Here is a 12206-nt window from a genome sequence, read left to right as displayed (position 1 = left end):
GATCGTCGTGACCGTACAACCGATCGCGTGCCGTCATCGTCCTATCCGGTGTGCACCACGCCTCGGTCGGCACACCTGGCACACCTCGTGTGCGCCCGCACATGAGCAATCGGTGAATTCCGGTCACGAACGGGTGTCCGCATGACGGAAGTTGCCGTAGGGTCGCCCGAGGCGACGTGCGGGGAGCACGGTCGCACAACGGAACAACGCGCGGACGGTCGTCCACGGGAGGGGTTCACTCAATGGCGGCGCATTTCGGCAGCAGGCTGCGCAAGAGTGCGGCGACCACCGCCATCGCGGCGGCAGCGGTCGCGGCACTGTCCGCGTCCCAGGCCCCCGGAGTCACCGTCGACGACCACGGCAGACAGTCGGCCGGTTCCGACTCCTCGGCCGAGGGCTCCGACGCGGGCTCCACCGCCACCGGCAACTCGCGCTACTACACCGACCTGCCGACGCTCGACAGCCCGACGGCGACGCCCTCCGCGGACGACGACTCCGACGCCACGAAATTCGACATACCGGCGACCGTCCTCGACGCCTACAAGAAGGCCGAGGCGTCCCTGCGCGAGTCCAAGCCCGCCTGCAACCTGCCCTGGCAGCTCCTCGCCGCGATCGGCAAGGTCGAGTCGGGCCACGCCGGCGGCGGCCGCGTCGACGCGGGCGGCACCACGTACTCGAAGATCCTCGGACCGCCGCTCAACGGCGACGGCTTCGCGAACATCACCGACACCGACGACGGCGTCTACGACGGCGACACCACGCACGACCGCGCGGTCGGCCCGATGCAGTTCATCCCCTCCACCTGGGAGTGGGCGGGCCGCGACGGCAACGGCGACGGCGTGCAGGACCCGAACAACGTCTACGACGCGGCGCTCGCGGCCGCCCACTACCTGTGCCGCTTCGACCACGACATGTCGGTCCAGTCGGAGATGAACGCCTCGATCCTCAGCTACAACAACTCGACGGAGTACCTCAACACCGTCCTGGCATGGCTGGCGACCTACCGCGAGAACTCCCGCGAGATCCCGGACGGCACGGGCGCCCTGCCCAGCAGCCCGAGCGACAGCACCACCGGCGCCACCCCGGGCACCACGCCGTCGGCGTCGACCGAGCCTACCCCGTCGACCTCCGGGTCCTCCGGATCCTCCGGCAACTCCGCCGGCAGCGGCGGCTCCTCGACCACGAAGCCCCCGGCGACGACGACCCCGCCCGCCACGTCCGAACCGAGCACGCCGACCACGCCGCCGACGCCCACCGACACGGTGCACCACCTCGAGAACGCGGGCACCGGCAAGCTCACGGCGACGGCCGGTGACGCCTTCACCGAGAAGATCGCCGCCCGGACCGAGACGTCCTCGGGCGCGGCCGTCGCGAAGGTCCGGGTGCGGTTCACGATCACCGGTGACACGGACGCCACCTTCGAGGGCGGCGAGAAGGTCGCCACCGTGCAGACAGACAGCACGGGCACGGCCACCGCGCCGACGCTCCAGGCGGGCGAGAAGACCGGCGACTTCACCGTCCGCGCCGCCGTCGTGGGCCGCACGCTGGCCGGTGTCGACTACACGGCGACCGTCACCGCCCGCCAGGCCGACGCCCTCGCCCGTACCAGCGACACCGCGCTGACCTGCACGCCGGGCGGCGAGTTCGCCGACCAGGTCGAGGTCAAGGCCACCTACAAGGGCGCCGTCGCCGGCAAGGTCGCGGCCACCGCGACGCTGATCAAGTCCGCGGACGACGCCACCGAGAACGACAAGGGCCCCTACTTCAAGGACGCCGACGGCAAGGCCGTACGCACCCTGGAGGGCCTGACGACCGACGCCAAGGGTCTGCTCGTGCTGCCGAAGCTGTACGCGGACGACGAGACCGGCACGTTCCTGCTCCGCGTCACCACCACGGGCGGCGCCACGCTGACCGTGGAACTGACGGTGGCCGCGGCCGCCTCGTAGGACACCCTCACAGCCTCATCGGGCGGCGCCCCTCCGTACGCGTACGGAGGGGCGCCGCCGTTCGCGCGTATCCGTACGGAGGGCGCCCCTCTTCGCGCGTACCACGCGCCTCGCGTGTGCGACGTGTTCTCATCTCGCCGCCGCGTTGCTACGGTGCCCGACCTGACGCTGTATCAGTTCCGGGCCCATACCCGTTCGTCCGGGGGGCGGCCCGCCGGGAGGCCCGTATGCGCGCCCTGATCGCCGCCGCCACCGGTCTCGCCGTCGCGCTCGCGGTGGCCTTCCTGCTCGGGGCCGTCGGCTCACCGGCCGGGGAGACCTCACCGAAGCCGCTGCTCACCACCGTCCCGGAACACCCCTGAACACATCCGCAGCGCCTCTGAGCACATCCGCAACGCTTCAGAGCACATCCGCAGCACCCCTGAACACATCCGCACAGGGAGGGCCGTACATGCGACGCAAGGCCAGCCTCGTCCTGCTCGCCCTCGCCGTGTTCTGCGCGGCCCTCTCCCCGCTGCTGCGCTGGTACGCCTTCCCGCGCCTGGCCAAGGTCCCGGCGGGCCAGTACCAGGACATGGTCCTGGAGGCGAAGGACGCCACCCTGCTCGACTACGGCACCATGGAGGCGAAGAAGGTCCCCAAGGTCACCATCGTGCAGACCCTCAAGGGCAACGTGGCGGCCTCCGCGCGCATCGAGCGGACCGCGGGCCGCGACGTCGTCGTCTGGGACTGCCTGTCCTACGTCGAGGGCCCCGACGGCAAGATGGTCTCCAGGCTGCCCGAGCGCTACATCTTCGACGCGCACAGCCAGGAACCCGTCCACGCCACCGGCGAGTCCGTCGACGGCGACCCCGTCCGCCGCGACGGCATCGAGTTCAAGTGGCCCTTCCGCACGGAGAAACGGGACTACGAGTACTTCGACGCCCAGACCCGCACCACCGCGCCCATCCACTACGAGGGCACCCGGGACTTCCGGGGCGTGAGCGTGTACTACTTCGAGCAGACGATCCCCTGGACGAAGGTCGAGTTCCCCAAGGTCCTGCCCGTCGGCGGCGTCACCCCGGAGTCGATCGAGAGGACCGGCACGACCCGCTGGTACACCACGGTCCGCAAGTTCTGGGTCGAACCGGTCACCGGGGCACCCGTCTACGGCGAGGAGATCCACAAAGAGGAACTGCGCGGCGGCACCCTCCTCGGCGACCGCGCCAAGGTGACCGCCTTCTCCGGACACGTGAAGATGCGCGAGGACTACATCGACTCGACGGTCGCCCTGGTCAGGTCGAACCGCACCCTGGTCCTGCTGATGACCACCTACCTGCCCTGGGGCCTGCTGCTCCTCGGCGCCGGACTGCTGTCGCTGTCGCTGTACCTGGAGGCCCGCGGCCGCCGCCCCGACGGCCCCGCGCCCGCCCGCCGCACCGGGAAACCACACCCGGTCAGCGCCTGAGTGCCGAGCCGGTGTCCAGGCACTGCGAGCCGGTGTTCAGCGTCTGAGCCGCGCGTTCGTGTGGCGGGTCGGCTCGGCCGCGGCGGGGTCCTCCGGCCACGGATGCTTCGGATACCGGCCGCGCAGCTCCGCCCGGACGGCCTGGTACCCCTCCCGCCAGAACGACGCGAGGTCCGCGGTGACCGCGGCGGGCCGCCCGGCGGGCGAGAGCAGATGCACCAGCACGGGCACGCCCGCCACGGCGGGGGACTCCTGGAGCCCGAACATCTCCTGCAACTTCACAGCGAGCACCGGCCGTTCCGGGTCCCCGTAGTCGATCCGGATCCTGGACCCGCTGGGCACCTCGATCCGCTCGGGCGCGAGTTCGTCCAGGCGCGCGGCCTCACCCGTGGCCCAGGGCAGCAGCCGCGCCAGCGCCTGCCCGGCGTCGATGCGCGCGAGGTCCGCCCGCCGCCGGGACCGGCCGAGTTCGGGCTCCAGCCATTCGTCCACGCGCGCGTGGAGCGCGTCGTCGGACACGTCGGGCCAGGGGTCGCCCAGGTGCAGCCGCAGGAAACGCAGCCGCTGCCGCAGCGCCCCGGCCTCCCGCGACCACCGCAGCAGCCCGAACCCTTCCGCCCGCAACCCGTCCACCAGCGCCGCCCGTACGAGCCCGGCGTCGGCGTCCCTGAGGGGCCGCACCGCCAGCTCCACGGCGCCCAGCCGCTCCACCCGCCGGGCGACGACGTCCCCGTCGGCCCAGCGGACCTCGTCGCCCGCGGCGTGCAGGGCGCCCGCCGCCCGCCGCGCGGTCTCCTCGTCCACCCCGACGCCGAGCCGCACGCGCGCGTGCCCGGCGCCCACGGGCCGGTCGGCCACGGCGACGGCGAGCCACGGCGCGTCCCGCAGCCCCGACCCGTCCCCGGTCTCCGCCCGCGTCCCCGACACCATCAGGAACGAACCGCCGTCCCTCCGGGCCACCCGCTCGGGAAAGGCCAGCGCGGCGACAAGCCCGGCAACCCACTCGTCCGCGACACCGCCGCCCGCTCCGCCGACGCTCCCGGCGGCATTCCCGCGGGCCGCTCCGGCGTTCCCACGGGCGCTCGCACGAGCTGTCCCGGCGGCGCCCCCGACGGCATCCCGCCCGTCCGTCCCGGCACTTCCCGCCCCATCGGCGCTCCCGGCAGTCGCCCCACCGGCGTCCCCACGAGCCGTACCCCCGGCCGCGCCCCGCAGCCGCCCGGCTTCCTGCCGCCAGCGGGCCGCGTACGCGTCGCGCCCGCGCCGGGCCGCCCGCCACGCCGCGGTCAGGTCGTCGCCGTACTCGCGCGGCGGCTCCTCGCTCAGCAGGGCGACCACCTCGGCGGCCCGCTCGGCGCCGGTCTCCGGCACGGCGTCGAGCAGAGCCCTGGCGAGCCGCGGATGGAGCCCGAGCCGGGACATCCTTGTCCCGCGCGACGTGGCCCTGCCGTCCGCGCCGACCGCGCCGACGGCCCGCAGGACGCCCTGAGCCGCCGCGAGAGCGCCGCCGGGCGGCGGGTCGAGCAGCGCCAGGCCGGCGGCGTCCGGATCGCCCCAGCAGGCCGCCTGGAGCGCGAACGCCGTCAGGTCGGCCACCTTGATCTCGGGTGCCGGGAACCGCGGCAGCCGCCCGTCCTCCGCCTCCGTCCAGCACCGGTACACGGCCCCCGGCGCCTCACGCCCCGCCCGCCCGGCCCGCTGCCGCCCCGCCGCCTGCGAGGCCCGTACGGTCGTCAGGGCGCTCAGTCCGCGCGCGTGGTCCACCCGCGGCTCCCGCGCGAGACCGGAGTCGACGACCACGCGCACCCCGGGGACCGTCAGCGACGACTCGGCCACCGAGGTCGCGAGCACCACCCGGCGCCGCGTCCCCGGGGACAGCACCGCGTGCTGCACGGCCGCGGGCGCCCGCCCGTGCACCTGGAGCACCTCGATATCGCCCAGGGCGCCCAGCTGTCCGGCGACCCGTGCGATCTCCCCGGTGCCGGGCAGGAAGCACAGCACGTCGCCCTCGCGCTCGGCCAGCGCCCGCCGCACCACCGACGCCACGTGCGCGAGGAGCGCCGGATCGACCCGCATCCCGTGCGGCGGCCGTACGGGGCGGGCCGGCGGCGCCCACACGACCTCCACCGGGTGGGAGACGCCCGCCGCCTCGACCACCGGCACCCCGCCCAGCAGTCGCGCCCACCCCTCGGCGTCGGTCGTCGCGGACGCCGCCACCAGGCGCAGCTCCGGGCGGAGCGCGGCCCGTACGTCGAGCAGGAACGCCGCGACGGTGTCCGCGTCCAGATGCCGTTCGTGGCACTCGTCGAGCACCACCACGTCCACGCCGGGCAGCTCCTGGTCGCGCTGGAGCCGCTGGAGCAGCACCCCGGTCGTCACGACCTCCACGCGCGCGTGGGGGCCCATCACGCGTTCCCCGCGCACCGTGTACCCGATGTTCTCGCCGACCCGCTCGCCGAGCAGCCAGGCCATCCGGCGCGCGGCGGCCCGTGCGGCGATCCGCCGCGGCTCGGCGACGACGACCCGCCGCGCGGGTCCCGCGCCGGTCAGTCCCGCGAGGACAAGGGGCACGAGCGTGGTCTTGCCGGTGCCCGGCGGGGCGCACAGCACGGCCGCGCCGTGGCCCTCCAGGGCCTCGCGCAGCGCGGGCACGGCACCGCGGACGGGCAGCCGGTCGAGAGCGTCGGTACGGATCACGCCCCCCAGTCTCGTACGGCCGCGGCCGTACCCCCCGGGCCGGCCTCAGTTCTGTGCTCCCGGGCCGGCCTCAGTCCCGTACTCCCGGCCGGCCTCAGTCCCGTTCGCAGACGAAGATCGCCGTCCCCGGGATCAGGTTGCCGCGCAGCGGGGACCAGCCGCCCCACTCCTGGGTGTTCCAGGCGGGCCACTCCGGCTCGACGAGGTCGAGCAGCCGGAAGCCGCCGGCCACCACGTCGCGCACCCGGTCGCCGACGGTCCTGTGGTGCTCCACGTACACCGCGCGCCCCTGCTCGTCCTGCTCCACGTAGGGAGTGCGGTCGAAGTAGGAGGCGGAGACGCTCAGCCCCTCGGGGCCGGGCTCGTCCGGGAAGGCCCAGCGGACCGGGTGCGTCACCGAGAAGACGAAGCGCCCGCCGGGCCGCAGCACCCGGCGCACCTCGCGCAGCACCCGCACCGGCTCCGCGACGAACGGCAGCGCGCCGTACGCCGAGCACGCGAGGTCGAAGGAGCCGTCCGCGAACGGCAGCGCGCCCGCGTCGGCCTGCACCAGGGGCACCTGTCCGCCGATGCGCAGGGCGTGCTGCAACTGCCGGTGGGAGAGGTCCAGGGCCACCGGGCGGGCGCCCTGCCCGGCCAGCCAGCGCGAGCACTGGGCCGCGCCGGCGCCGATCTCCAGTACGTCCTTGCCCTTCAGGTCCTCGGGCGGGCCGAGCAGCTCCGCCTCGACCTCGTCCAGCCCCTCGGGACCCCAGACGAAGCGGTCGTCGCCGAGGAAGGTGCCGTGCTCGACCTGGTAGTCGTCCGCGTTGCGGTCCCACCAGCCCCGGTTGGCCCGGGAGCTTTCCGTGGTCCCGGCACGGCGCCGGGTGGCCTCGGGCTCGAACTGCTCCGGCTCTTGGATGATCGGCTCCCTCGTAATAGTCTGCGGGCTCTTCCGTGGCTTTCGCGTACGGCTCCGTCCGGTGTCACGGAGGGGCTGCGGAAGAGCCACGGGAGAGATTCCGTCCCTGTGTCACGGAGGGGGCCGCGAGGGCCCGCGTGCCTCCAGGGACAGGTCTTGTGCCGGGATTGCGGCGATCCGCCCCGGGTGTGCGCCTTCGCGCATTGACCCTGCCCGGCTGCCCCCGTATGCTACAAGTTGCGCTGCGGGCCTGCGCACCTCAGACGTAGCAGGCTGCGCTCGCATCTGTTGTATGTCCCCTCGGTTGTCGAGGCGCCGACGGCAGTGTCCCCCCTCGGGGAGCTGGCCTGATGAGGCGCTTCCTTGGCTGTCCGGCTTCTTCAGAGCGATACGGGCTCCCGGCGTAGCAGTACCTACGACTCAATGTCCGTACCGGAGCCCTTTCCCACATGACGAGCAGCACCGAGACCACCGCCACCACCCCGCAGGTTGCGGTCAACGACATCGGTAACGAGGAAGCCTTCCTCGCCGCGATCGACGAGACGATCAAGTACTTCAACGACGGCGACATCGTCGACGGCGTCATCGTGAAGGTCGACCGGGACGAGGTCCTGCTCGACATCGGTTACAAGACCGAAGGTGTCATCCCGAGCCGCGAGCTCTCGATCAAGCACGACGTCGACCCGAACGAGGTCGTGGCCGTCGGCGACGAGATCGAGGCCCTGGTCCTCCAGAAGGAGGACAAGGAAGGCCGCCTGATCCTCTCGAAGAAGCGCGCCCAGTACGAGCGTGCCTGGGGCACCATCGAGAAGATCAAGGAAGAGGACGGCATCGTCACCGGTACCGTCATCGAGGTCGTCAAGGGTGGTCTCATCCTCGACATCGGCCTCCGCGGCTTCCTTCCGGCCTCCCTGGTCGAGATGCGCCGCGTCCGCGACCTCCAGCCCTACGTGGGCAAGGAGCTCGAGGCCAAGATCATCGAGCTGGACAAGAACCGCAACAACGTGGTCCTGTCCCGCCGTGCCTGGCTGGAGCAGACCCAGTCCGAGGTCCGCCAGACGTTCCTCACGACCCTCCAGAAGGGTCAGGTCCGTTCCGGTGTGGTCTCCTCGATCGTCAACTTCGGTGCCTTCGTGGACCTGGGTGGCGTCGACGGTCTGGTCCACGTCTCCGAGCTGTCCTGGAAGCACATCGACCACCCGTCCGAGGTTGTCGAGGTCGGCCAGGAAGTCACCGTCGAGGTCCTCGACGTCGACATGGACCGCGAGCGCGTCTCCCTGTCGCTGAAGGCGACCCAGGAAGACCCGTGGCAGCAGTTCGCCCGCACGCACCAGATCGGCCAGGTCGTGCCCGGCAAGGTCACGAAGCTGGTTCCGTTCGGTGCGTTCGTCCGCGTGGACGAGGGCATCGAGGGTCTGGTCCACATCTCCGAGCTGGCCGAGCGCCACGTGGAGATCCCGGAGCAGGTCGTCCAGGTCAACGACGAGATCTTCGTCAAGGTCATCGACATCGACCTCGAGCGCCGTCGCATCAGCCTCTCGCTGAAGCAGGCCAACGAGTCCTTCGGTGCCGACCCGTCGGCGGTCGAGTTCGACCCGACCCTGTACGGCATGGCCGCGTCCTACGACGACCAGGGCAACTACATCTACCCCGAGGGCTTCGACCCCGAGACCAACGACTGGCTCGAGGGCTACGAGACCCAGCGCGAGGCCTGGGAGAGCCAGTACGCCGAGGCGCAGACGCGCTTCGAGCAGCACCAGGCGCAGGTCATCAAGTCCCGCGAGGCCGACGCCCAGGCGGCGGCCGAGGGCGGCGACGCGGCGGGTGCGGCTCCGGCCGCGGCCGGCGGTGGCTCGTACTCCTCGGAGTCGGCGGACAACTCCGGCGCCCTGGCGTCGGACGAGGCCCTGGCCGCTCTCCGCGAGAAGCTCGCCGGCGGCCAGAGCTGACCGCTCACCGCTAGGCGCTCGCGACAGCGTTGACTGCGGGCCCGCACCCATCCGGGTGCGGGCCCGCAGTCGTTTTCGTGGCGGCAAGTGCGCCGGACGGGAATGCCCGCGTCCCGCGCCACGTTGACTCGTACGAACACGAGGAGGAGCGGTCACCGTGCTTGATCCGCAGGGTTTGTACGAATGGGAGCCGAAGGGCCTGGCAGTCGTCGACATGGCGCTCGCCCAGGAGTCGGCCGGCCTTGTCATGCTCTACCACTTCGACGGTTACATCGACGCGGGGGAGACCGGCGACCAGATCGTCGACCGTCTCCTCGACTCGCTGCCCCACCAGGTCGTGGCCCGCTTCGACCACGACCGGCTCGTGGACTACCGGGCCCGCCGCCCGCTGCTGACCTTCAAGCGCGACCGCTGGACCGACTACGAGGTGCCGAGCCTGGAAGTGCGGCTGGTCCAGGACGCCACCGGAGCGCCCTTCCTGCTGCTGTCGGGCCCGGAGCCGGACGTGGAGTGGGAGCGCTTCGCCGCGGCCGTCACCCAGATCGTGCAGCGCCTCGGCGTCCGTCTCGCGGTCAGCTTCCACGGCATCCCCATGGGCGTCCCGCACACCCGCCCCGTGGGCCTCACCCCGCACGGCAACCGCTCCGAACTGGTGCCCGGCCACCGCAGCCCCTTCGAGGAGGCGCAGGTCCCCGGCAGCGCCGAGTCCCTGCTCGAGTACCGCCTCATGGAGGCCGGGCAAGACGTCCTGGGCGTCGCCGCGCACGTGCCGCACTACATCGCCCGCTCCCCGTACCCGGACGCGGCGCTGACCGTTCTCGAAGCCATCACCGCCGCCACCGGCCTGGTGCTCCCGGGCGTCGCGCACTCTCTGCGCACCGAGGCGTACCGCACGCAGACCGAGATCGACCGCCAGATCCAGGAGGGCGACGAGGACCTGGTCGCCCTCGTCCAGGGTCTCGAGCACCAGTACGACGCCGCAGCCGGGGCCGAGACACGCGGCAACATGCTCGCGGAGCCCGTCGACATCCCGTCCGCGGACGAGATCGGCCTCGAATTCGAGCGCTTCCTCGCGGAACGCGAGGGCGACGGCTGAGGCCCGAGCCGGGGTCCTAAGCTTTCGCTCATGCTGAAAGTGGGCCTGACCGGCGGTATCGGCGCCGGCAAGAGCGAGGTGTCGCGGCTGCTCGTGGAGCACGGGGCCGTACTGGTCGACGCGGACCGGATCGCACGCGAGGTCGTCGAGCCGGGCACCGAGGGCCTGGCCGCGGTCGTGGACGCCTTCGGCGAGGAGGTGCTCACCGCGGACGGCGCGCTGGACCGGCCCAGGCTGGGCTCCATCGTCTTCGCCGACCCCGAGCGGCTCGCCGTGCTGAACTCGATCGTGCACCCGCTGGTGGGCGCCCGCTCCCGCGAACTCGAGACGGCCGCCGCCGACGACGCCGTGGTGGTGCACGACGTACCGCTGCTCACCGAGAACGGTCTCGCGCCGCTGTACGACCTCGTGATCGTCGTCGACGCGCCGCCGGAGACCCAGCTCGACCGGCTGGTCCGGCTGCGCGGCATGACCGAGGAGGACGCCCGCGCCCGGATGGCCGCCCAGGCCACGCGCGAGCAGCGGCTGGAGATCGCGGACATCGTCATCGACAACGACGTACCCCTGGACGCGCTGGAGCGGCGGGTGCAGGAGGTGTGGGCGGAGCTGAGCGACCGGGCGCACCGGCGTGCGGAGTAGTGGCGGCCCCGCGGCGGGTCCATCGGGACGGGGGGAATAGCGTTGCCCGGCGGGCGCGTTGAACGGCGGTAGTGAGGGAAGGACGTATCCGTGCCCGAGACCAGCGGTTCCACCGGACGTACACCGGAGACGCATGTCATCGACTTCCGCGCCGCCGAGCAGTTGCTCGCCGCGAGTGACCCGCGGGGCGCGGTGAAGCTGCTCGACCCGGTCATCGCCGCCCACCCGGAGAACACGGCCGCGCGTCTGCTGCGCGCGCGGGCCTTCTTCGCCGCCGCCCAGCTCCGCCCCGCCGAGCTGGAGTTCACGATCGTCCTGGAGCGCGAGCCGGACAACGCGTTCGCGCACTTCGCGCTCGCCCGCACCTACGAGCGCCAGCTACGGCCCGACCAGGCGAAGCGGCACTTCCGGCTGGCGGCGGCCCTCGACCCGAAGCCGCAGTACCTGAAGGCGGCACGCTTCGACGGCTGAGCACCGGGTCCTGATACTGAGCCGAGCACCGGTTCCAGGTATCCCGAGTACCGGTACTAGGTACGGTGCCGGTCCGCCGGTGGGTACGGGGGGACGTCGCGGCCGGGCTGGTAGTGCGGGCCCTGGCGGATGTGGCGCAGGACCATGATCAGGTCCGCGGTGACGATCAGCCACAGCGCACCGCAGGCGGCCGCCCACCAGGGGCGCCCGGCGAGCGCGAAGGCGGTTGTGCCGGCGATCGCCCAGATCGTCCCCCAGACGCTCAGCCAGAAGCGCATCCGCAGGGCACTGCGCGCCGTCCTCGGTTCGCTGCCGGTCCGCATCGCATCACCGTTCCTCTCCCGGAACGTACTCCCGGCCCGGCGCGCGGGCAAAACACGGAACGTACTCCCGGCCCGGCGCGCGGGCAAAACGACGGGCACCACGACGACGGCCGCGAGATCTTGCCTCCGGACGATGAGTTCCGGGCGTCCGGCCGGTCTACCTCCTGACAGCGACACACCGCTTCTCACAGGACCCAGGAGAGACCGTCATGTCCCAGACCGCCGCCCGCACCGCGACCGCCGCCTCCGCCACCTCCACCGCTTCCGTCACCTCCGCCGCGTCGGGCGCCTCCACCGCTCCCCGTGGTCGCGGCGCCCGGATCTCGCTCGGCGCGCTCCAGATCGTGCTCGGCCTCTTCTTCGCCCTGGCGAGCGCGCTGCCCAAGCTGATCGCGCACCCGTCGGCCGCCGAGACCTTCGACGAGCTCGGCTGGGGCAGTACGGGCATGTACGTCATCGGCGTGCTCGAACTGGCCGGTGGCGTCGCCCTGTTGGTGCCGCTGCTGTCGTCGGTGGCGGCGGTGGCGCTCAGCGCGCTGATGGTGGGCGCGTTCGTCGTCAACCTGACCGTGCTGCACGGCCCGTACGTGGCGACCCCGCTCATCCTGATCCTGCCGCTGGCGCTGATCGCCTGGACCAGGCGCGGGCACAACGCGGAGCTGGTCCGGCTGGTCGGGCCGGTACGGCGGTGAGCGCGACCCCGGCACGTGAGTGAGGGCTCCCCGGTCCGGCCG

11 protein-coding genes are annotated in these 12206 nt (G+C 72.6%); 8 read left to right on the top strand and 3 right to left on the bottom strand.

Annotated elements, in window-relative coordinates:
- Positions 1–242 precede the first annotated feature (242 nt).
- The 3 genes from ACFV6E_RS28830 (at position 243) to ACFV6E_RS28820 (ending at position 3393) form a co-directional block, all read left to right on the top strand.
- Entirely contained in the window at positions 243–1946 is a 1704-nt protein-coding gene (locus tag ACFV6E_RS28830; RefSeq protein WP_385160020.1) for a lytic transglycosylase domain-containing protein, read from the top strand.
- A 227-nt stretch (positions 1947–2173) separates the two neighbouring features.
- A complete protein-coding gene (locus tag ACFV6E_RS28825) occupies positions 2174–2308 on the top strand; it encodes an SPW_0924 family protein (RefSeq protein WP_385176872.1) in 135 nt (44 codons plus the stop codon).
- Positions 2309–2397: 89 nt separating this feature from the next.
- Complete coding sequence (locus tag ACFV6E_RS28820; protein ID WP_385176870.1) at positions 2398–3393, top strand: DUF3068 domain-containing protein; 996 nt, start codon at positions 2398–2400, stop codon at positions 3391–3393.
- Between the two features lie 36 nt (positions 3394–3429).
- On the opposite strand, the gene ACFV6E_RS28815 is transcribed toward ACFV6E_RS28820, so the two are convergent.
- Positions 3430–6090 (bottom strand): ATP-dependent RNA helicase, encoded by a 2661-nt coding sequence (locus tag ACFV6E_RS28815; protein WP_385176869.1) that lies wholly within the window; start codon positions 6088–6090, stop codon positions 3430–3432.
- A gap of 94 nt (positions 6091–6184) precedes the next feature.
- Positions 6185–7012, bottom strand: coding sequence for a class I SAM-dependent methyltransferase (locus ACFV6E_RS28810; protein WP_385176874.1), 828 nt, complete (start codon positions 7010–7012; stop codon positions 6185–6187).
- 431 nt (positions 7013–7443) lie between these two features.
- Between ACFV6E_RS28810 and rpsA the strand changes: the two genes are divergently transcribed.
- From rpsA to ACFV6E_RS28790, 4 genes are all read left to right on the top strand, one after another.
- The gene (rpsA, locus tag ACFV6E_RS28805) at positions 7444–8943 is read left to right on the top strand and encodes a 30S ribosomal protein S1 (protein ID WP_385176868.1); all 1500 of its coding nucleotides are present in this window, start codon (positions 7444–7446) and stop codon (positions 8941–8943) included.
- Between the two features lie 157 nt (positions 8944–9100).
- The gene (locus ACFV6E_RS28800) at positions 9101–10039 is read left to right on the top strand and encodes a PAC2 family protein (protein WP_385176867.1); all 939 of its coding nucleotides are present in this window, start codon (positions 9101–9103) and stop codon (positions 10037–10039) included.
- 30 nt (positions 10040–10069) lie between these two features.
- Positions 10070–10678, top strand: coding sequence for a dephospho-CoA kinase (gene coaE, locus ACFV6E_RS28795; RefSeq protein WP_385176866.1), 609 nt, complete (start codon positions 10070–10072; stop codon positions 10676–10678).
- A 90-nt stretch (positions 10679–10768) separates the two neighbouring features.
- Entirely contained in the window at positions 10769–11149 is a 381-nt protein-coding gene (locus ACFV6E_RS28790; protein WP_385176864.1) for a tetratricopeptide repeat protein, read from the top strand.
- Positions 11150–11205: 56 nt separating this feature from the next.
- On the opposite strand, the gene ACFV6E_RS28785 is transcribed toward ACFV6E_RS28790, so the two are convergent.
- Positions 11206–11472 carry a DUF6343 family protein gene (locus ACFV6E_RS28785; RefSeq protein WP_385176862.1) on the bottom strand — a complete coding sequence of 89 codons (267 nt, stop codon included), beginning with the start codon at positions 11470–11472 and terminating at the stop codon, positions 11206–11208.
- Between the two features lie 209 nt (positions 11473–11681).
- Between ACFV6E_RS28785 and ACFV6E_RS28780 the strand changes: the two genes are divergently transcribed.
- On the top strand, positions 11682–12164 hold the full coding sequence (locus ACFV6E_RS28780; protein ID WP_385176860.1) for a DoxX family protein: 483 nt from the start codon (positions 11682–11684) through the stop codon (positions 12162–12164).
- Positions 12165–12206: the final 42 nt, after the last annotated feature.

Source organism: Streptomyces sp. NPDC059785 (assembly GCF_042732375.1).
In the GTDB taxonomy this organism is placed as follows: domain Bacteria; phylum Actinomycetota; class Actinomycetes; order Streptomycetales; family Streptomycetaceae; genus Streptomyces.
This window is presented reverse-complemented; position numbering and strand designations above follow the sequence as displayed.